Annotated in this window: 18 protein-coding genes and 1 other RNA gene; 1 reads left to right on the top strand and 18 read right to left on the bottom strand. The window is 56.3% G+C overall.

Annotated elements, in window-relative coordinates; translation table 11 throughout:
- Positions 1–120: 120 nt before the first annotated feature.
- The 18 genes from FE782_RS25930 to FE782_RS26020 form a co-directional block, all read right to left on the bottom strand.
- Positions 121–1,131, bottom strand: coding sequence for an endo-1,4-beta-xylanase (locus FE782_RS25930; RefSeq protein WP_138197274.1), 1,011 nt, complete (start codon positions 1,129–1,131; stop codon positions 121–123).
- A 40-nt stretch (positions 1,132–1,171) separates the two neighbouring features.
- Positions 1,172–2,053 (bottom strand): carbohydrate ABC transporter permease, encoded by an 882-nt coding sequence (locus tag FE782_RS25935; protein ID WP_138197275.1) that lies wholly within the window; start codon positions 2,051–2,053, stop codon positions 1,172–1,174.
- A 12-nt stretch (positions 2,054–2,065) separates the two neighbouring features.
- Positions 2,066–2,965, bottom strand: a complete 900-nt coding sequence (locus FE782_RS25940) for an ABC transporter permease (RefSeq protein ID WP_138197276.1) — start codon at positions 2,963–2,965, stop codon at positions 2,066–2,068.
- Between the two features lie 108 nt (positions 2,966–3,073).
- Positions 3,074–4,771 (bottom strand): extracellular solute-binding protein, encoded by a 1,698-nt coding sequence (locus FE782_RS25945; RefSeq protein WP_138197277.1) that lies wholly within the window; start codon positions 4,769–4,771, stop codon positions 3,074–3,076.
- Positions 4,772–4,881: 110 nt separating this feature from the next.
- On the bottom strand, positions 4,882–6,555 hold the full coding sequence (locus FE782_RS25950) for a response regulator transcription factor (protein ID WP_138197278.1): 1,674 nt from the start codon (positions 6,553–6,555) through the stop codon (positions 4,882–4,884).
- A gap of 2 nt (positions 6,556–6,557) precedes the next feature.
- Positions 6,558–8,297 (bottom strand): sensor histidine kinase, encoded by a 1,740-nt coding sequence (locus FE782_RS25955; protein WP_138197279.1) that lies wholly within the window; start codon positions 8,295–8,297, stop codon positions 6,558–6,560.
- Between the two features lie 159 nt (positions 8,298–8,456).
- Positions 8,457–10,853 carry a polyprenyl synthetase family protein gene (locus FE782_RS25960; protein WP_138197280.1) on the bottom strand — a complete coding sequence of 799 codons (2,397 nt, stop codon included), beginning with the start codon at positions 10,851–10,853 and terminating at the stop codon, positions 8,457–8,459.
- 334 nt (positions 10,854–11,187) lie between these two features.
- Positions 11,188–11,832: a DUF3892 domain-containing protein gene (locus FE782_RS33010; protein WP_238392665.1), complete on the bottom strand. Its 645-nt coding sequence runs from the start codon at positions 11,830–11,832 to the stop codon at positions 11,188–11,190.
- Positions 11,833–12,218: 386 nt separating this feature from the next.
- Positions 12,219–12,602 carry a retropepsin-like aspartic protease gene (locus tag FE782_RS25975; protein ID WP_138197281.1) on the bottom strand — a complete coding sequence of 128 codons (384 nt, stop codon included), beginning with the start codon at positions 12,600–12,602 and terminating at the stop codon, positions 12,219–12,221.
- Positions 12,599–12,856: a hypothetical protein gene (locus tag FE782_RS25980; RefSeq protein ID WP_138197282.1), complete on the bottom strand. Its 258-nt coding sequence runs from the start codon at positions 12,854–12,856 to the stop codon at positions 12,599–12,601. Before FE782_RS25980 ends, FE782_RS25975 begins: the two co-directional genes overlap by 4 nt.
- Positions 12,857–13,050: 194 nt before the next feature.
- A complete protein-coding gene (locus tag FE782_RS25985) occupies positions 13,051–13,728 on the bottom strand; it encodes a hypothetical protein (RefSeq protein ID WP_138197283.1) in 678 nt (225 codons plus the stop codon).
- 291 nt (positions 13,729–14,019) lie between these two features.
- Positions 14,020–14,385: a transfer-messenger RNA gene (gene ssrA, locus FE782_RS25990) on the bottom strand.
- Between the two features lie 75 nt (positions 14,386–14,460).
- Positions 14,461–14,940, bottom strand: coding sequence for an SsrA-binding protein SmpB (smpB, locus tag FE782_RS25995; RefSeq protein WP_138197284.1), 480 nt, complete (start codon positions 14,938–14,940; stop codon positions 14,461–14,463).
- Between the two features lie 79 nt (positions 14,941–15,019).
- Complete coding sequence (locus FE782_RS26000) at positions 15,020–16,699, bottom strand: GMC family oxidoreductase N-terminal domain-containing protein (protein ID WP_138197285.1); 1,680 nt, start codon at positions 16,697–16,699, stop codon at positions 15,020–15,022.
- Positions 16,692–17,300 carry a hypothetical protein gene (locus tag FE782_RS26005; protein ID WP_138197286.1) on the bottom strand — a complete coding sequence of 203 codons (609 nt, stop codon included), beginning with the start codon at positions 17,298–17,300 and terminating at the stop codon, positions 16,692–16,694. The genes FE782_RS26000 and FE782_RS26005 overlap by 8 nt, the downstream gene beginning before the upstream one ends.
- 112 nt (positions 17,301–17,412) lie before the next feature.
- The gene (locus FE782_RS26010; protein ID WP_138197287.1) at positions 17,413–17,787 is read right to left on the bottom strand and encodes a PH domain-containing protein; all 375 of its coding nucleotides are present in this window, start codon (positions 17,785–17,787) and stop codon (positions 17,413–17,415) included.
- Between the two features lie 128 nt (positions 17,788–17,915).
- Positions 17,916–18,557 carry a response regulator transcription factor gene (locus FE782_RS26015; RefSeq protein WP_138197288.1) on the bottom strand — a complete coding sequence of 214 codons (642 nt, stop codon included), beginning with the start codon at positions 18,555–18,557 and terminating at the stop codon, positions 17,916–17,918.
- Positions 18,558–18,582: 25 nt separating this feature from the next.
- Positions 18,583–20,727 (bottom strand): GAF domain-containing sensor histidine kinase, encoded by a 2,145-nt coding sequence (locus tag FE782_RS26020; protein ID WP_138197289.1) that lies wholly within the window; start codon positions 20,725–20,727, stop codon positions 18,583–18,585.
- Between the two features lie 232 nt (positions 20,728–20,959).
- Here FE782_RS26020 and FE782_RS26025 point away from each other — a divergent pair, with 232 nt between their 5' ends.
- The gene (locus FE782_RS26025) at positions 20,960–21,532 is read left to right on the top strand and encodes a hypothetical protein (RefSeq protein ID WP_138197290.1); all 573 of its coding nucleotides are present in this window, start codon (positions 20,960–20,962) and stop codon (positions 21,530–21,532) included.
- Positions 21,533–21,708 lie beyond the last annotated feature (176 nt).

Below are 21,708 nucleotides of genomic sequence, written 5' to 3' on the forward strand. Positions count from 1 at the left end.
GCGGCCGACATTTAAACAACGGCGGAAAACGCAGAAAAACCACAGTATTGTTCTTTATTAAGAACGTTATTGTGGTTTCTCTACGGATTTTGAAGTTTATCGCGTTTTCTTTTCTCGAAGCTATTTCACTACCGCCCAGAAGCAAGGCTTGGGCTCGTGGGAATCGTTAAACAGCATCGGCCACGTTCTGCGTTCTTTCCCCGGAAAATGATCCAGCCACGTATAGTCGTCCGCGGCTCCCCAGAACGTTACGCCCGTGATCACGTCCTTGTATTCGCGGTACAGGTCGAAAATTTCTCCGTATCGCACGCGCTGCTGCTCGACCATCTCTTCGGTCGGCTCCGTCACGTCCCGGCGCTTGTCGTCGTTCCGGAACATCGGCAGATCGAGCTCCGTAATTTGCAGCTGCAGACCCAAGGACGCGAACCGCTCGATCGTGATCCGCATCTCCTCGATGGAAGGCTCGTAAATGTTATAATGCCCCTGCATACCGATGCCGTGAATCGGCGTTCCGCGGTCGAGCAGGTTCTTGACGAGCGTATACATCTTCTCCCGCTTCTCCGGAACCGCCTCGTGGTAGTCGTTATAGAACAGCAGCGCGTCCGGATCGGCTTGATGCGCATACTCGTAAGCCTTCTGGATGTAGTCCTCGCCGACGAGCTCGAGCCAGCGGCTGCGGCGCAGCAAGATGTCCGCATCTTTGTCGTGGATCGCCTCGTTCACGACGTCCCAGCAATAGATCGAACCGCGGTATCGCCCGACGACGGCGTCGATATGCGACTTCATGCGAGACAGCAGCAGCTCCCGGGAGGCCGGGCCGCCGTCCTTCCCTTCGAACACCCAGTCCGGCGTTTGATTATGCCATACGAGCGTGTGCCCCCGCATGCGCATGCCGTGCTTCTTCGCGAAACCGACGATGACGTCGGCTTTCTCGAACGTAAAGACGCCTTCCTCCGGCTGGATTTCCTCGGGCTTCATATGATTTTCCGCCGTCAAGCTGTTGTAGTGGCGCGCGATCAGCGGGCCCGCCGCTTCCAGCGTCGCCGGGTTGACCGCGGCGCCGATCGGGAAGGTTTCGGCGAACGCTTCGTGCAACGCGGGAACGCGTCCCTTTTCTACATGGTCACTCATGTTCGGTCCCTCCATCGTAAGACTTACACGGCTGCGACGATTATCCCTTGACGCTGCCCATGACAAGCCCTTTCATGAAAAACTTCTGCAAGAACGGATAGAGCAGCAATACCGGCAACGACGCGAGGAACACTTGCGCCGCCTTGAACGTCCGGTCGGACACTTCGTTCATGTCCAACAGCTCGTTGCCTGACACCGCGTTCAGCTCCGGCGTAATGATGATCGTCTGCAGGTAGCTCTGAAGCGGATAATTCGCCGGCGAGTTCATATAGATCAATCCGTCGAACCAGGAATTCCAGTGATGTACGACGGTAAACAACGTCACCGTCGCGATCGCCGGCAGCGACAGCGGGACGAAGATTTGCCACAGGATCCGCCAATGACCGGCGCCGTCGATCAACGCGGCTTCTTCGATTTCCTTCGGCAGGTTCCGGAAGAAATTCATGAGCAGGATGACGTTGAACACCGGGACCGCGCCCGGAAGCACGAGCGCCCAGATCGAATCCAGCAGCCCCGTCTCCTTGATCGTCATATACGTCGGGATCAAGCCGCCGTTGAACAGCATCGTGACGATGAAGAACCACGCGTAAATATGCCGGGTGCGGAACGACGTCCTCTCCTTCGCGAGCGGGTATGCCGTTAAGACGGTCAGCAGCATGTTGACGCCGAAGCCGAGCGCGACCCGCTCGACCGAGACGAAGAAGCCGTCCAAAAATTCGGGCTTCGAAAGCGCGTATTGATAAGAAGAGAGCGTGAAGTCGACCGGCCACAGCTTCACGTAGCCCGCGGCGGCGGCCGCCTTCGCGCTGAAGGAGATCGCCAGCACGTTGATCAGCGGCAGAATGCACGCCAAGGCAGCAAAGAACAACAAGGTGTAGTTAACGACGAGGAATACTTTGCGTCCCATCGAAAGTTTGTGCACGGAAATCCCCCCTTAGAAAACCCGATAGCCGGCATACGTGCTTGCAAGCTTATTCGACAATACGATCAACCCGAACGAGATGACCGACTTGAACAGCCCGACCGCCGTCGCCACGCCGTACTGCGCATCGATGAGACCGATCCGATAGACGAAGGTGTCGATAATATCGCCTGTGCTGTACACCATCGGACTGTACAGGTTGAACACTTGCTCGAAGCCGGCATTCAGTACGTTCCCGAGGCTGAGCACGGTCATCAACGTAATGATCGGCATCATGCCGGGCAGCGTGACGTGCAGCGTCTGCTTCCAACGATCCGCCCCGTCGACGACCGCAGCCTCGTACAAGCTTTGGTCGATGCCCGTCAGCGCGGCGAGGTAGACGATCGTGCCGTACCCGAAGTGCTTCCATGTATCCGAAATTACGAGCGTATACGGGAACCAGCGGTCGTCGCCGAGGAAGAACGTCGGCTCGAAGCCGAAGAGGCCGAGGAATTGGTTCACGAGGCCGCTCGACGGCGACAAGATGTCGATCAGGATGCCGCCGAGAATGACCCAGGACAAGAAGTGCGGGAAATAAATGATGGTTTGCACCGTCCGCTTGAAGAAGGCGCTCGCCACTTCGTTAAGCAATAACGCGGCGACGATCGGCACGATCAAGCCGGCGATAATTTTCAATACGGCGATAAACACGGTGTTCCATAGAATGCTGGTGAAGTTCGGCATGTTGAGCATGTATTCGAAATTTTCGAAGCCGATCCATTTGGACTCGAAGATCCCCTTGGCCGGTTTAAAGTTCTGGAACGCGATGACGATGCCGGCGATCGGCACGTAACTGAAGATCAGCGTGAGGATCACGCCGGGGATTAACATGATGTGCAACGGCATTTCCTGCAGGCTCTTCTTCCAAGACATGATGGCACCTCCTGCTTCCTTGCGAGAATAAAGATGGGGAAAGCCAATGAACGCTTTCCCCATCGCACGTTACCTATGCGCGCGGCGTGTTATCGAGACGCGGTTCGCTTACTGCTTGGCAGCCCACTCGTTGACTTCCTTCGTAATTTGCTCCCCGCCAAGGTTCATCCAGTCCTGAACGAACTTGTCGAAGGTGTCGATCGATTGCCCCATAATGATTTTCGTGTATACTTCCTCTTCCATCTGATGGAGGGAAGCGAGCTTCTCGACCATGGTCGGCGTCGAGCCGCCGTAGAAGGCGTCGAGCGTATAGTTGTCGGCTTGGACATACTGATCGATGACGTCGAAGCTGCTCGGCGTACCGAAGATGCGTTCTTGGCCCCAATCCGCCCGGTTGCCCGATTGGTGGGAAACGATCTTGTCGTAATACGTCTTCTCTTCCGTCGTCAGCGTGGAAGGATCCTTCGTTTCCAATGCTTTCACGACGTTGCGGTGCGCGTTCAGGTTTTTCATCGCCGGCTCCGGTCCGATGAAGTTGTACAGGTACACCGGAATGCCGCTCGGGCTGAAGCCGAAGCCCGTATCCGCCGGCGCGTCGGGGGCGAAGCCCTCCATGCTGAAGTTAAGCATCTTGAAGATCGCTTCCGGGTTCTTGCTTTCTTTGCTAACGGCGTAGTAGAGCTGTACCGGTACCTTGCCCATCGGCATCGCCGCTACTTCGTCCGCCGATACGAGCGCGAACGCCTTCCATTCCGCGTTCGGATCGTTCGTGACGTTGTCCTGAATGACGGCCCCCGGCGAGGACATGCCGCCATAGAACATGCCGAGCTTGCCGCTGACGACCGACTCGGTTACCTTCGCGCGGTCCTTGACGCCGAACTCCAAGTCCAGCAATCCTTCTTTATACATGTCTTGCAGTAATTGCAAACCTTGCTTCGCGCCCGGTTGGATGCTGCCGTATACGAGGTTGCCGGAATCTTCCTCTACCCACTTCTGCGGATACGCGTGGAAGCCTGCGAAGAAGCCCGCCGTACCGAAATGGTTGTCCTTCAGGAACGTCTTCGTGAGCCCAAGGCCGATCGTATCGGCTTGATTGTTGCCGTCCGGATCTTGCGTGACGAACGCTCTCGCGATATTGACGAGATCATCCATCGTCTTCGGCTCCGGCAAGTTCAGCTTCTGCAGCCAGTCCGTACGTACGTGAAGAATCGGGAGACCGTCCACGGCCGATGCCGTCTTCGGAATCGCCATCAAGCGGCCGCCGATCTTCGCCGTGTCGAACGCCTTCTGGTCCTGCTGCAGAATTTCCTTGGACAGCGGCGAAGCGTACTGCTCGTATAAATCCGTCAAATCGTAAAGCAGGTCGTTCTCGGCCAAATCCGTCAGCTGCTTATTCGTGAGCCACATGATGTCCGGCAGATCGCCCGAAGCGATCGACACGTTCATCTTCTGCTCGAATTGCTCGATCGGAACCGTCCACTTGTACTTCAGGTCGATGCCCAGATCGTCTCTGTACGCTCTCGTGTAAATATTGTCCTCGATCGTGTCCCCGTTCTCGTACTTGTAGGTAGACTCCGTATACCGCCAGGCGGTCACTTCGACGAGCGGGTCGTATTTGGCCGCGATATCCAGCTCTGCAGGCGCAGCCGGCTGGGTATCCGCAGGCGCCGGCGCGGCGCTGCCTCCGTCGCTCGAGCCGCCGGCATCGTTCGACCCGGTCGTTCCGTTGGATCCGCAAGCCGTTAACGCAAGCATGGCCGCCATGGACAGGGCAACTGCCGCATTGGTTTTGCGTTTCATACTCATTGTTCAACCCCCAGTAGTCGTTAGTTGTGTTAAGTAGTTCTTATAGGTTAATGATAGCGCTTAACCGGGGCGGAGAACCATATTCATAACTTGACATTCCGATCAAGCGTTTACTTGTTTACGATCGATGCGCGATAGTCCTGAGGCGTCATATTCATCGCCTTCCGGAACGAACGCGTGAAATTCGTCGCGGTACCGTACCCGAGCCGTTCCGCGACTTCCTGTATTTTCAAATTCGGGTCCTCCAGCAGTCGCTTGGCGCGCGTCATGCGAACTTCCGCGATATATTCGGACAAGTTAATTCCGGTCACCTGCTTGAACAGCCTCGACAAATAGGAGGGATTGAAAAAGGCCAGCTCCGCCAAGCGGACGAGCGAAATCTCGTTCGGATCGTGAAGATGAGCTTGAATGTGCTTCTGGATCGTCGCGACGACCGCGTTCGCTCTCCGTTCCTCTTCCTGGTTCTGCAGCTGAAACAACACGACGCCGACCTTGCCTAAATAGCCGATCGCGTTCGTCCATGACTCGTGTTCGGCCGGACGCATTAACTTGTGCAGCCCGATGGCGGCGGCGGCCTGTTCCGTCAGCTGCCATCGATTCATATAGGAGAGGAAAAGTAACGCTATGGAATAATAGAGTTCCTGCGCCCCGGCGTGATGCATCGTATCCACTTCCCGCAGCGCGGCGGTAGACTCGTCCAACGTTCGAGCGAAATCGTCCTTCCTGCCATGCTCGAGCTGCTCGGTCAACAGGTCGAGCACCGCCGGACGCACGCGCAGCTTGTTGGCTTTCTGGTTGTCCATGTCCCGGTCGCTTCTTGCCGCTTGCTTGTCGAGGAGCAGTCCATGCGACCGGCCGATGCGATAATTCATCAGCATATGGAGCTGAGCGAACCGTTCCGCGGCGTCCCCCCATGCCACGGGACTATCGTCCAGCACAAGCGATAACTCCGCCCCCGACGATTCCTTGCAGGCCGCCTGCACCAGTTCCAAACTCCCCTTCAGGAACGTCGACAGTCCGGCCCATGCCTCTTGCGCCGCTTCCGCGGCGTCGTCGCTTCCCTGCAGCGGCTGCAGCAGCCAGACGAGATCATATTGCTCGTGAACCATATCGACGAAAGCGGCGCGAGACTCGATATAGGTCCGCGCGACGGTTCTCACGCGGTAGAGCTGTTTCATCTTGGACGAATACGTCCCGCAGTCGGTCAAGCCGCTCACCCTGCCGAGCAGGAGCAATACGGGCTCTTCGGCGCGCAGCGGAACTCCCAGCTCCGCGAATTGCTCCCCGCTGATTTCCCCGGCCTCGATCCGCTCGCGCAGCACGCCGTACAAGAAGTCTTTGCGAAGCAGTTCCTTCGCCTTCTCGGACTGTTCCCGGGCCTGCTCCAACAGCGCTTCCGCGCGCCACTCCGCTTCCATGTCGGAAACCGCCTGCGCGACGGTCTGGATCACCTTATCGTAGCCTTCGGTCTTCAGCAGATAGTTGACGCACTCATGCTGAATCGCGGTGTATACGTACGAAAACTCATGGTAACCGGTCAGGAAGATGACTCGGCACCGGGGCCACTTGGCCCGAATGTTTTCCAGCAGCTGAAGCCCGTCCATCTCCGGCATTCGAATATCGGTCAACACGATATCGAAGCGCGTCTTGTCGAACAGCTTCATCGCCTCTTGCCCCGAATAAGCTTTATACACGTCCAGTTCTAGATTCGGAACCCCCAGCAGCACCTCGTACAACCCGTCTGCGATGATCGCTTCGTCGTCGACGACCAGCAATCGATACATGGTCATCCTCTCCCTTCCGGTAATTCGATCGTAATCGTCGCCTTCACGCCGCCCCATTCGCTTCGCGAGACCGACAGCCCGCTGGCGGGCCCGAATTTCAGTCGAATGCGCTGGTGAATATTAATCAGACCCGTGACCTCGACTTCTTCATGCATTTCCATGTCCCGATTGACCCGTTCGATGCCGTCGTCGTCGAGCTGCTCGCCGTTATCTTCCACGATCAGAACAATCTTGTTGTCCTCTTTCTCGAATCGGACGTCCAGTCGACCGGCCGCCGCTTTCTTTTCCAGACCATGCTCGAAAGCGTTTTCGATGAGCGGCTGCAGGATCAGCCTCGGCACCATCACATGCCCCGTATGCTCGGGCAGCTCGCCGAACGTAACCGTCACGCGGTTGGCGAACCGCATGCCTTGAATCTCGGCGTATACTTTCGCATGCTGCACTTCTTTGCCGAGCGGCACTTCGTCATTATTGTTCCGCGTCACGAACTGGAAGTATTCGCCGAGTTGATTCGCGAACCGCTCCACCTGCTCGTAATCCCCCAGTCGGGCCATCGTATTTAGAATAAAGAAGCTGTTATACAGAAAATGCGGATTGATTTGAGATTGCAGCTGCTTCAATTCCGCTTTCTGGGTAAGAATCCTCTGCTTGTATACCTGATCGATCAAGGATTTGATGTTGTCGAGCATCGCATTGAATCGGGTATAAATATAGTGAAATTCGTCCCGACTCTCGTGGCGGATTTGCACGCCGACATCGCCGAGCTCCACTTTCCGGAACGCCTTGGCCAACCGATCCAGCGGCTGATGTATAAATTTGTATACATAAAGCGAATACACAAGAATAATGACCAAAGATACCGCCGCAAACAACAGGAACCAATTCCTAAACTTCTCCAGGGGCTGAAAGACAGCGCTTTCGGGTATATATTTAATCAACACGGCTCCGAAAAAATTAGATGCGGTGTTAACGGTCAAGTAGCGCTGCCCGTCGACGCTGATGACTCGAGCATCGTCGGTTGTCTCTTGTCCCTGCACGATTCGCTGCACGAACGTATCGTTCAGATCGGCGGCGGGACTCGCGGCGATCGAAAACTGAGGGCTTGTAAAGAGCAGGCCCTCTTCCGGCGAATTGCGCATGGCATGCATCGCCTCTCTCACCTTGCCCAGAGACAGCTCGATCGCGACGATAAAGATCGGTTCTCGCTTGTTCAAGGACAGCAAATAAGGATACCCCGCAACCATATACATCTTGCCGCGGATGTTGACCACCTGCGCCTCGTCCACATCCGGAGCGTTCATGAACTCGTTGTACGCGTCGCGGTCGAAGTCGGACACGGTTAACGCGGAAATATCTTTCCCTATGGCCGGAATATATGCGTGTACCTCCTCGATGTAAGCGCTGCTGTTTCGGATCGCGTTGAGGCGCTGCTGCAGGCTCAGCATTCTCTGCAGCTTCTCGATCGGATCGTAGTATTCCGGAATGGCCGACAGCGAATTCAAGTTCGTATCGCTCAAGACATCCAGCTGCAGCCCTCGAATCCGACTGAATTCGTTCTCCAATTCTCTGAAATATTGGGACACTTGCGTCGTCATCGATCTCGATATTTCCGTTTGCAGCGTCCCGATTCCCCAGTTATAGATGACGATCGCCAAGATGTAGAGCGGCAATAAAATACAGATAAACGATAAAATGAGACGCCGAAGCGCGGATTTATTCCAAGGATTTGCTATTAATTTCACATGAACGCCCCCAGAGATATCGTCGGTTCCTGCATCATATCATATCGCTGTCGTCCGAGTCAGTGATCAATCCTTTCCGTTTCCGTCAGGGGGCGTCCCGAAAATGACGAGAGGAGCCCGGCTGGCGCGCCGGCTCCTCGAACGCATTTTCCGTATCTGTTATCGATCCCGGTTCAAGATGTAATTCAATAATTGCTGCAGGAATGCGCTGCGGCGCGGCATTTCCTTCAACGCCTCCATGGCGAGACAATAGTGCCGCCACATCTCTTTCTTAGCGCCGTCCCGACCTAGGACGGTTACGAAAGTCGAAGCGTCGTTATCGACGTCTAGGCCGACCGGTTTCCCGAGCGAGCGTTCGTCGCCTTCCGCATCCAGCAAGTCATCCCGGATCTGAAAGGCGATGCCCGCATGATACGCGAATGCTTTCAATCTCGAGACGTCTCGTTCGTTCGCATGCGCGAGGATGGCCGGCATCACTAAGGCAGCCTCGAAGGCGATGCCGGTCTTGTAGAAGCAGATCATATTCAACTGCTCCAACGTCAATGCTTTCCCCTTGGAGTTCAGGTCCATCGCCTGCCCCAGACACAGATCTTCCGCGGCGCGCGCCGAATACCGGATCAAGGCAAGGACGGTCTCGGCATCGAACTGGTCCAGCGACGCTTGGTCCTGGATCGCCTTCTGAATCAAATACAGTCCGGTTAACTCCGCGGTGGCGCTGTCATGCATCCGATGCAGCGTCGTACGGCCTCTTCGGAAAGACGCGTTATCCTGCGACGGCAAGTCGTCGAAGACGAGGGAGGCGGTATGCATATACTCCAGCGATCGCAACAGAGGCACGATGGACGCCGCCCGCAGTCCGTATTCTTGCACGCCCATGACGAAGGTCAGCACGGGGCGCAGACGTTTCCCGTCTCCCGCCAGACTGTAATTCGCCGCATCGATCAACGTCTCTTTCATCGGCGGAATCCCGTCGGGCTTGACGATCTGCAAGGTGCTGTTGATTTGCTCGCGAGCCGTTCGGACGGTTTCGAAGAACGCCTCTTTCGCCTCCCGTTCGCTTCTTAGATTGGCGATCAATCGGTCCCGAAGCAGCTTATCGAGGAAATCCACGTCGTCCGCTTGTCGAACGAGCCGTTGGACCCGTCGATGGAACGCCGGATTTCCGAAAGCGAGCCGGCCCATCACGCGGTTATACTTTTCCGTGCCGATTCGCGCTCGATGACGCTTGAGTCCGTTAATGGCGCGGCTAAGGATCGCCTCGCGGGCCTTCGCATCGGAATCATACACCTGGTGAACCAGATGACTGATGACCGTCCAATATAACTCATAGGGATTGATCAGGTCCGGACGCCGATCGCGGTAGGTCGCATAGTAGGTGAAGGGGGTTACCGCACCGGCTTCCATATCCTCGAACATGTCCGCTAAATCGTCGGCCAACTGATTGTAGATGCCGTAGAAAAAGGTACGCTCCTCGAAGCCCTCGTCCGGCGGAGCGCCAAGGATGGACCTGGCGATCAATCGGGAATAAGCGGACTTCAGAATAATAGGAATATACAGCTCCTCGTTCGTATACGCCGCATGGGACAAATCCTTCGCGCGATCCGACTCTTGCGCGTGGAAAAACACGTAGGCCTGCTCGAAAAACCCGCGCTGCGTATCCGGTCGCCGACTACGCTTGATATACTCGAACGCTTCCCGCAGCTCCGCGTATACGAACTGCATCATCGCCTTGTTCGGTCCGGCCCACTCCCCCGGCTCCGGCCAAACGCCCGTACGCAGCGCTTCCCTTATGATTTGGGAATATTGCGTCTTCTCTTGAGCGGTTAACACCTGCGCATCCAAAAGATCGTCAATGAACGGGTACGTCAGTCCATAGGAATAGCCGAGTCGGATCGCTTCATCCAGTCTCCGGGCGCGTTCCGCCGGCGATCGTTCGCCATCCGTCTCTTCGTTCGCGTGCAGGACCACGCCGATTATAATCTTTATCAGCTTACGCTGCGCATGCTCGGCGTTCATCCCCTCGGGAACGTTCGCCGCCACGCGGTTGATCTTGTCGATCGCCCAGATCACGGCGGTTTCGACGCCTTCCTTCTGGGCCCATCGATAGAGCTCCGCCGCGCTGAACCACTCCGGCTGCCCTCCCGGCCCGGCTTCGGCGGCAGACATCAAGCGGCGTTTGACGTCGGCGGCCGTACGCTGAATTTTGGCCTGCGTATCGGGCGAATCCATGGATTTGCCCAGATCCCTCATGTAAATATAGGAGATACTTCGATTCAAGTACGCATCCAATTTGCCTGTATGGTGCAGCCAAGTTATATAGCTAAGGTCATTCGCGGCCTTCGACTTTCCCTTTCCCCGCGGGAAGAAGGACAGCCATGACCCGCGATGCATGTGATGTCGTCGCCACAGTCGGATGTCCTCCGTCAAGGAAGGAACATACGTCTGTCCCTTCACCTGCTCGTACAGTGCTGCGAAGTATCGCGTTGCCTTCCGCTCCGCCAGCCGATAACAGCTATCGGCATCTATTCGTAACCCCTCATCATCCATATGGCGCATCCCTCGACTTCGTCGGTTCCTACTCATGTGTTGCAATACGGGAGCAAGGCTCGGCAGGTTGCGTGAGGGCCCGAGGCCCCCTCTATCCGATCGTGCTTTGCAGACGGCTTCCCATCACCTGCATCATATTTCGAAGAACGTCGCCCGGTGCCGATGAAGCTGCAGCAGGACGCTCGGGAACGCCGCCGTACCATCGGCCGATCGCGGTCCGCTGTCGATGATCGCCATCTCGTGATTTCGCGAAACGACAAGATAAAAGCCCCCCCATTCAACCCGGGAGAGGCCGACTTGTTCCTTATTCGATGAGACCCGACTTTCTTAGTCGGAAAATGGCTTACGGCTTGAGATTGTTATTCGGATCTCCGTCAGGATTCGTACGTACATATCCGTCTCCGTCTACGCCGTCCCTATAATAGCCCTCTACGTACGTACCGTCTTCGCGATAGTATCCCTCTACATAGTGAGGTTCGACATGATGGACTCCCGGTTCGGTTTCTACAGGCGCTTCTGTTAGCGCCGTCCCTTCCGCATGCGCTGCATCCGCTCCGTCCGCGACATCTATAATTCCGACAGCGATAGCGCCTACCGCGGCTGTGTAAATCAACCCCTTGGCCCCGGTCTTCAATAGATCGGTATTGTTATCGCTAATCCCCTTTACCACGGATGCGCCGTTCTCCACCACATTGACAACCATATGCCCGACGCCTTTCGCCGTTGAGGACACCGCCCCCCCGATATCGCTAAAACCATCCTCCATTATTCGTTCGTTCTGGGTTACGATCCCGGCAGCCACATCCCATGTGCCGCTGGCTAGTTCCCCCGCCGTTTTTCCGGCAAACTTCGTCGCATGCTCTACGCCGTCGCCGATCTCTTTAATAAAGTTGCTTCCCGCAATTTCTCCGACTACTCTTACGGTCCCGCCGAGAACGCCACCGACGACTTCTCCCGCGAAATTTCCCAACCCTTTTAGAAAGCTCAACATTCTTCCCCCTTATGTATAAAACTGCGCACCTTTAGAAAAGTGCGCAGCGTGAACGATCATGTTCGGTAACCCAGCCATTGTCGCATTTATTTAATATAGGAAATGTTTACTATGGAATTATAGTAAGTGGGCCATTATATCGAGTCAAGCCTTTATTTCCAGTAATCTAGCACTTGTGTCAGCTCTAACCGAGAGAGTACGGCATGTTCGATTGAAACGACCGAACCCATCGGGGTCTCCTCCCCGGCTCCATATACAGCAAGAAGGCTTCATCCTGAGCGGATGAAGCCTTCTTGTTCATTCCTATGGAGCCGAGGCGTGGTTTGGCAAATCCACAATTCGCCGTAGGGTGATGTTGGAACAATTGGATAGCACATTCTTATTTAAGTATCGGAATAAGCCAACATCCTTACCGAATCAATAATTAAACCTGCCGCTCGTATAAAGTCAAAACCAACGATGCCATCGAGTTCCAGGCCATACTCCATACTTCCAATTTCAACTTGAAAGTTATTAACACAAACGCCATCGAAGTCTATTGTATCAAAGATCTTCGTATACACGTATTCGATTCTACCAACACCTTGTATGGAATCCACCTCATCCTCGGATTCAGGAACAACCCCGGTTGCCCCCACGACATCCGCTTTGAAGATCGTTCCCGCAGAACCTGTATCCAATAATACTTTATCCAACTTTATTTTCTGTCCGCGAAACGTGACGGTGACCGAGACAAATGGCAACCCACAATTCATACGAAGATTCATCTAGGCCCACGCACTCCAACGTACCGTTCACGGGCTACTAATGAAGGACGAGACGTATGGAAAAAACAGTATTCCCGGTGAGGTTCCTGTTTATGTAGTTCGCTGTATCGACGCATCGCCGATATCGAATCATCAAACCGATCAATGACAACCACCTCTTCGATATAGCGGTTGCCATCAGAGGAATACGCCTTCGTCGCTTCAAGAACCACCCATTCATTCGGAAACCGTTCCTTTACTTCTTCCCAGCGCATCCCGTCACCTCCGTCCTTCCTGATAACTACAATATAACATTAACAAAAATCCATTGGACAAAACAGCCTTCACATTCAAAAATCCGAGTACATTTCAGGAACAACTTGCCTCGAGTAACGATAATCTTGAATGGAAATAGATATTATTTCGCCGTAGGGTGATGCTGAATTTTTTTGGTGAGATGGCCTAAGATTCAAACAGCATCTTGAGCTACAAGTTCTGTCTGAGTTGTTAACGCGTATACAACACCACCCTCAACTCGAAAACATTTATCACCATTTGATGTATTAAGCTTCATTCGTTTTATAATTGCCTTAGACCGTTCCCAATACATTTGTACATCTTCCGCTTTGAAAACTTGGTAAGCATCTATCCATACGGAAGGTCGTTCACCATCGGCAACTTTTAACAGAGCAGGTTCAACTAGACCCCCAACTGTTACCCCAATGGTTAATCCTCGGCCCCTTCTTCTTAAAACGTCGACCTTTTTCAAAACATTGAAGTTAAAATAGGAAACATGCTCTCGATCCTCCGCAAAAGTAAAATAATCTCCACATTCATCGCAGGTTAATTCGATCGCATGAATGACACCGGCTTGGTGATCTCGAGGGTTTTTGCAATGTCTAAAACGAAAGACGGTACCACAATTTTCGCATTTCAATACACTGATACTGGCATCTTCTAAAATTCCCATAATATCTTCAATAATTTGATCCCGAAGATCATCCTCATCTTCTTTTGTTGAATCACGAATTACCTTCATTAGTAACTTGAGTACAGATAACAGTTTTCCATCCTTAATCTTATTATAAATCAAAATCCTGAATTCAGTCAGTTGAGCATTGTCCTTTTCAAAAGTCGCTAAAACCATTTTCATCCCTCCGAATCTATGAATTTTCTCTACTAGGATTTGCAAAAGGGAGATTAATATACTCGAGATACATGAGAAAGATGAAAACCCCAAATTTACAGTGCCGAAAAAAACGATAAACCATAGAAAAAAGTACTATTGCTAGCGTCAACAAGACGTAACGATAGTACTTAATCCGACACCTTTCTGAACCCCTATCCGGCCATAAAAGTTGTGGTTTTATCTGGGCGCCCTTATAACTGCATAGGAACAAGAAAGGCCCCACCCTCCCGGGCGGGACCTCTCTTGTTCCTATGGAGCCGAGGGGAGTCGAACCCCTGTCCGAAAATAACGGCACACAAGCTTCTACGAGTGTAGTTACGGTATTGTTGTCATCGCGCGGACGCCCCGGAACCGGCTTCGCGCGCGATCAGCCTGATTGTCTTCTTCCGTCAGACCCCAGGCGGAGACCTGACGGCGTATCCCACTGAAGGTGAGCCCCTATCCTAGCACATGGGCGATGCTAGGTAGAAGCACGAGAGCAGGTTATTAAGCTGCTACTGCGTAAGAAGGTTGTGCTTTGCCATTTATTATGGCTTTAGCGTTGATGAAGCGGACGCGGCCCCGCTACTCGCTACTCATGCTCGAACTATTCCCGTCGAATCCATAAACGGCCCCGTACATAAAGCAATTCTATCATGAACCGCCGCTTCGCGCAGGACGAACGGCGGGACGTGATCCCTTGGAAAAAGTCTATCGCGCCACCTTCTGGCGTTCCTTCAACGCGCGCTGAATGTCGCGCTGCGCGTCCTTCTTGGCGGCCGATTCCCGCTTATCGTAGTTCTTCTTGCCCTTGCCCAGGCCGATCAGCATCTTGGCGAAGCCGTTCTTGAGATACACCTTCAGCGGCACGATCGTGTATCCCTCTTGCTTCGACAAGCCGAGCAGCTTCGCGATTTCCTTCTTATGAAGGAGCAGCTTGCGCGCCCGCGTCGGGTCGGACGGATTGAACCGGTTGCCCTGCTCGAACGGCGAGATGTGCATGTTATGAACGAACGCTTCCCCGTTCCGAATCGTGGCGAACGCGTCCGAGATGTTCGCCTTCCCGCTCCGCAGCGACTTGATCTCCGTGCCGGTCAGAACGAGCCCCGCTTCATAGGTGTCCTCGATGAAGTAGTCGTGCGACGATTTGCGGTTTTGGGCTAGCAGCTTGTCGTCGTTCTTCTTCGCCATCGCGAATGCACCTCCGCGCAAAGTTTCGGTAGTACTTCATCATACCAACAGCGGCGGGCGAAATCAAGGGATCCTGTCTTTATCGAACATATTTCGCCGCCAGCCGCTCCGCCGTCCGAGTGGCGAGCGCCTGCGTCGTAAGCGTCGGATTCGCCCCGCCGATTCCGTTATAATGCACGCTGTTGTCGGCGATGAACAATCGCTTCGTCTGATACGCCTCCCCATGGTCGTCGACGACGAAGCCCATTCGCATGGTGCTCTCCATGTGAATCATCAGGGCTGCCGGCCAATCCGCCCGGTGCACCTTCTTGGCTCCCGCTCTCCGAAGGAGGTCCACGGCGATCGCCGCCAGCTTCTCCCGCTTCTCGACGCTGCGTCGGGTTGGGACGTAGTTCACGATCGGGACGGGACCGTGTTCGTCCTTCAACACCGGGTCGACCGAAATCCCGTTCCGGCAGTCCACTTCGTCGTCGGTCAGAATCGCGAGGCTCAGCGTCCTTCGGTATTGCTCCATCCAATGCTGCAGCTCCGGTCCTACGATGCGTCCCCGACGCTCCGTTCCCGCATACCCGGCCTCGCTGATCCCGAAGCTCATGGATGCGGTCAGTCCGGGGCTGATTCCGGACACCATCACGGATCCCAGCCCAGGGTAATCCAACCGGCCGCCGGACGTATGACCGACGAAGGGATCGATCTCCGGACTGCCCAGAATGGACAGCAGCTCCCTCTCGTCGAACATCCCCGTGACCCAATCTATGTAATGATTCGCCAGCCCCCTGCCGACCCACGGGTTGTCAGGCAATCCCGAGTTGAGCCATAGCCTTGGACTCTCGATTGCCCCCGCGGCCATGACCACGGCCGCGGCCCGAAGCTCCTCCGTCTCTCCCGTCCACGTATTCCGTACGCGCACGCCGACGGCGCGCAAGCCTTCCGCCGGATGCGTCTCCGTCAAAATCCTTACGGCGAACGCATTGGGGCGTATGGCGACCCGGCCCGTGCTCAACGCCAATGGAACATAGCTCACTAGGGTCGAGCGCTTCGCGACCTTATCCACCGAAGGTCCGTGCGGGCATCCGTTGACGCAATGCCCCGCAAGGGTGCAGCCCTCCATCCAAGACAGCCGTTCCATCGAGTATTTGGGATTCATCAAGTCGGGATTCGGCGGAAGAATGGCGTTCGGCTGCGGACGGTACCCGGGAACCGTCACGTCCAGCGTAGGGTTCAGTTGCCAACCGGCTTTCCGCGCGCCGTAATAGAACAACTCCTCTTTGGCGGTCGTCGGCGCGAAGGCGACCGGGAGCGTGCATTCGACTTTTTCGTAATAAGGAATCAACTCCCGGTAGGACACCGGCCAGATGCCGTCGATCGTCGAGGGGATAGCGCGGGGCGAATTGGCGAAATAGGACTGGGTGGTCCCGCCTACGCCGGAGTTTTGCCAGGCGAAGCCTCGCTGCTTGAAGTTCCGAAACCAGGGTGCCCGGCCTCGATCCGCAGGGCCCCAACGCAGCTTGCCGGCAATCAGGTCGTTCATCTCTTCTTCTCGCTTATCGTACTGCGCCCGCAGGAGATGGATATTCAAGTCCGCGGGGTCCGCGCTCTGCCGGCCTCCCCGCTCCGCATTGGGCTCCGGCCATTGCGAATTTCCGTACCAGGGTCCCGCCTCCAACACGAGCACCTGAAGTCCCGCTTCCCCGAGCTCCTTAGCGATCACCCCCCCGCCTCCGCCCGAGCCGATCACGATGACATCCGGGTCAGCCATCCGTATCTCCCCCTTCGATCCGCGAATCCTTCGACGGAAACCCTCGGAAATCCCGGTAGCCGAAGGAGGGGCCGGGGTACCCGACCAAACCCCACCCCGCCTCGCCGCAACCCGCCCATCCCGAGTAATACCCGAAGTACGTGAGCTGATGTAACGAGTTTACGATGATGCGAACTAACGCCGGATTCTCGGAAAAAGGGGCGGGCAGCTCATCCGCCGAAAGCTCGAGTCGGTCGAGCAGATCCAGCGTCTGCAGCCGGCCAAGGCGCGGCAAGGCGGAGAACGGCCCGCCGCCCGGGAACGCTCCTGAGAACAAGGGCGGCGGACCGCCCCCTAGGAGCCGCTCGGCGCCCCAATCCAACAGCCGGGCCGTCGACCGGGACAGCCGCTCGCCGTTCGTCGCTTCGAAAGGGGGGAATTGCGAATGATCCAGCTCCGCGATCACATACCGATCGACGCAAAGCTGGTTCGCGCCCGCGACGATGGTCCACCTCGCCTCGTTACGCCTGAATGTCGGCGGAAGCACCGCGTCGGCCATCGCTTGGAACGTCGTCGTCGTATAGGCGTCCGGCTCCCCTTCGCTCCCGTCGATTCGAGACATCGAATTCGCCCCCTCCGTCATGCCATACTACCTTACATGTATTAGAGCGGCGGGATTCCTATTCTAAGAGCTTCGAAAATGTACGGGCCGCGGACCGATGTGCGGCCGCTTGTTAGTCTCGCAACAGCGCGTTAGCGATCAGCATGTCGAACTTGCGGATGTCGACCCCTTTTTGAAGCCTCACTTTGATATGACCCGCTCGCGTCCACAGCTCGACCTCCGCGTTAAAATCGAGGAACCCGCCGGCGTTTTCCGTGGACCACATATTAATGGACGAATACGGCAAGGAATAGATCTCCACCTTCTTGCCGGTCAAGCCTTGAGCGTCGCGTACGATCAGCCGCTTGTTCGTGAAGATCGCCACGTCGCGAAACGTCTTATACGCCGCGACCGCGTTTTCCCCGGGCACCAGGATTTCCGTGACGTCCTTCGGGATCGGACATTCCGACACCAACGTCCATTCCAATATGCTTTTCGTTTCCGACATCGGCCTCAACCTCCATTGGGAATGTTGTTATATATGTCTATGACGCGCGACGCATTCGTTACCCTCCCCGCTTAAGCGAGCGGAGCGGCCTGGCGAGGCTGGCAAAGGCTTTGGGTTATCGAGTATGATTACTGCTCCCGCGACTCCTTCAATAGTCGCCTAGCTTCGTTCCGATCCGCGACTTGCAGCTTGTTCAAGATCGTGGAAATATTGTTCGCCACCGTCTTGGCGCTGATGAAGAGACGCGCGGCGATCTGCGCGTTCGTCTCCCCTTCGGCGATGCGCTCCAAGATTTCCATCTCCCGCTTGGACAGCTCGGCGAGCGCCGGATGCTCCGGCTTGGAGGCCGCCTTGGGCGCCGCGAAATAGTGAATCATCCGCGACGCGATGTCCGCGCTGAACACCGCCCCGCCGTTCCCGACCATTCGTATCGATTGCAGCAGTTCCGGCTCGTCGGCATCCTTCAGCACGTAGCCCTTCGCTCCGGCGCGCATCGCCGTAAACACGGATTGGTCGTCCTGGAACATGGTAAGCACCAGCACTTCCACGCGCGGGTACCGCTCCTTGATGAGCCGGGTCGCCTCGATTCCGTTCAAGCCGGGCATCCGGATATCCATCAAGATGACATCCGGCTGCAGCGCGGCGGCCAGATCCAATGCCTCGTCCCCGGACGAAGCTTCTCCTACGACCACCAAGTCGTCCGTCGTTCCGAGCAAGTTTCGAACGCCGCTCCGAAACAGCGGATGGTCGTCGGCGATGACGATTTTCACACGTAAGCTCCCCTTCCCCTTTCGTTTAAAACGGCAGCACGGCCGACACCCGCGTGCCGCCCTCTTCCAATCGCTCGATCGTACATTGCCCCCCCAGCTCGGCGGCCCGCTCCCGGATCGATTGCTGGCCGAGGCCGCCTTTGCCGCCGGTCCCGGCGGATGCCGTCGCCAAGGGGCTGCCGCCGACGACGCCGTTATCCGCGATCTCCACCGTCAACCGGCCCTCCGCCGCAACCTCCAATCGTACCGTACATAACGTCGCTCGGGCATGCTTGATTACATTCACGACCGACTCCACGACGATGCGGTACGCCGCCACCTCCACCGCGGCGGGCAGCGCCGGCAGCGGGTTCGGCGCGCGGAGCTCGATACGCAGCGGCTCGGTTCCCGCTTCCTCGGCCAGCAGCAGCGCCGGCTTCGACAGCTCGTGGACCCGCTCTCGGATCGCCCCCATGAGTCCCAGTTCGTCCAGAGCGGGCGGGCGCAAATCATGGACCATCGTCCGGATTTCGCCTACGGTAGATCGAATGACTTGCCGGAGGTCTTCCAGCATTTCGATGGCGGTGGAAGGCTGCTTCTCTACGTATTTTCGAGCCGTCGCCGCATTCAACGCCAACGCGGCCAATCTCGGGGCGAGGTCGTCGTGCAGGTTTTTTCGAATTTGCCGGCGCTCTTCCTCCCGGGCCAACACCAGCTTCTCGCGAGATTCTTGCAGGTCTTTCGCCAACAGCTTCATGCCTAGCGTCATGTTGACGTTCTCGACGATCGGGCCGGCTTGTCGCAGCAGCACGTCGAGGAACTTGGCGTCCTCCGGCGAGAACGATTCTCCCGGCGAGCGGCTCGCGATATAGAGCGTACCGAGCTCTTCTCCTCTATGGATGACAGGGTAGGCGTGAAGCTCGTTCGCGACGTCTCCCGCGGAAGCGACCGTCTTCTCCGGCCCGCCGCCCCCGATACCGATCGAGATGCCCGCATACGGCAGGCGCAGCGCCTCTTTCACCGTTCGGACGACGGCGTCCAGCATCGCCTCCGGCGCCAGCGGCCGGATCAGCTGATCGCCCAGCTCGAGGAGCACGGCGTACGGATCGTCGTGCCGGCCTTTCATCAGCCGGTGGATTTGGCGCTGCAGCCACTCCTTAAGCGGCGCGAACGCGATCGCGACCACGGCGGTCGCCAGCAGCGACACGACGAAGTTATCCTTCGTCCGGAACAATTGGCCCAAGTAGAGTACGGCCGCGGTATACAGCAGGACGACGCAGACGGACAACGCCGCATAGACGAGCGTACGGTTCACCAGAGGGTCGATGTTCCACAGCCGCTTGCGCAGCACCGCCATCGTCAGCGTAATCGGAATGGCGGTAAGCGTTAGATTCAGGATTCCGTTCAAATAGACGTAGGTCATGACGGTTCCGTCGTTGATGGCGGGGTCGAACAAGATGCTCATGGCAATAAAGCCGACGATGCCGATCGACACGCCGTATACGACCCACTTCGTTCGCTGCCTCTCGATCGGCGGGGACACCTTCTTGAAGCGGTAGACCTGCGAATAAATGAGGATAACCGTAGAGCCGACGTACCACAGCAGTTGAACGTACTCGGGCACCTGCAGCACGTCCCAGATCCGGCCGCGATTCAGAAGTTGAAGCACGTCCACGGCGACGATGAGAAGGAATGCGTATCGCGTCCACTTCGGCACGAAAAACCCGTCGGGAAACAAGAAGAAAAACAACGACAACGACATCCATCCCGCCATCGCGACCAGCATAAACCACTGCTCCGCGAACGCGCTCCCCTGCGAGGCGACCGCCGCCAGCGACGGGAAGGACGTGCCGAAGGAAACCATCGCCATGACGGCCAAGAGGCCCATCGGTTGGCGCGCCCCTCCTTTCCACAGCATGACTGCGGACGTCGCATAGAACACGAACGTAAACGCGCAATCGATCAGCACAAATAATAGGGCGTAGCTCTCTAAGGCGAACCCTTCCGCCGGGAACGTCATCGCGGGCACGATGCTGCCGCAGCCTTGGACGAGACAGGTTTCCGTTAACGCCGCGTAATACTTAGGAATACCGCCGATATACATCGCAATCGCGGCCGCGCAGAACGCTAAGACGAGCAGCTGCAGGCTTGCCATTTTCCAATCGTTCGACTTTCTAGCATGCCATGCCATCCCTTACACGCCTTCCTGATTGATGGATATAGCTAATTATAGCCCCCTGCCTGCGGATTGGATATGGATGGAATGTCTTTTCCTGCGCTCTTCCTTCCCTCTTCCCGAAAACGGCCCCTCCTTTCCCGCGATTTCGGGAATGCCCTTCTCTAGTCCGCGGGAATTCCCGCCCCGTATGATGGATTCATGAAGCGAGGCGAACCTCGAGAAATCGAATCGGAGGATGGTAATAATGAATCTACAGCAAGTGATCAAATGGTTGGGCATGATTTGCATCTTAGCGGGCATCGCTCGCATCGGCATGACGCCGACCTCGATCGTCTGGGGTACGGACAGTCCGCAAGAGCTGACTTTCGGCTTTATCGCCTGCATATTAATGTCGGTCGGCACCATCGCCGCGTATCTAGTGCAGTCTCGCGAAACAGGCGTTACCGGCTTCATTACGACGCTCGCGATCATCGTCGCGAACATCGTGACGACCGCCATGGTGTGGGCGACGTTCGTCTTCGGCGCCGACGGTCCGATGCCGGAAGGCGTCTTGGTCGACGTCACCCGCATGATCAACATGATCGGCATGATGCTGGGCTCGCTCGTCTTCGCCATTCTGACGTTCCGGGCCAACGTCTTCCCTCGCTGGGTGCCGGCTCTGCTCGTGCTGATGCTGATCAGCATCTTCCTTCCGATCGAGGACAACAAATACTTCGCGGCGTTCTGGGGCATCGCTTACGTCGGCATGGGCTACTGCATCTGGGCCGGGAAGCTGAACCAGTCGTCAGCGAAGAAGGATGCTGCGTTGAGCGCGTAGAGCGGAGGGGCTTCGATCCGGACGGGTCGAAGCCCTTGTCGTTTACCTCGCGAATATGTCTCCTTTTCGAGAAAGCGCTAACCCCCTCTATCGTCATTAGGCGTGTAAAGGTATCCGCAGTACCGCAGATGTGGGGCGAGGCGGATACGCCGCGCGACGGTGCGATCGGTTAGGGA

This window comes from Paenibacillus antri, assembly GCF_005765165.1.
GTDB classification, from domain to species: Bacteria; Bacillota; Bacilli; order Paenibacillales; family YIM-B00363; genus Paenibacillus_AE; species Paenibacillus_AE antri.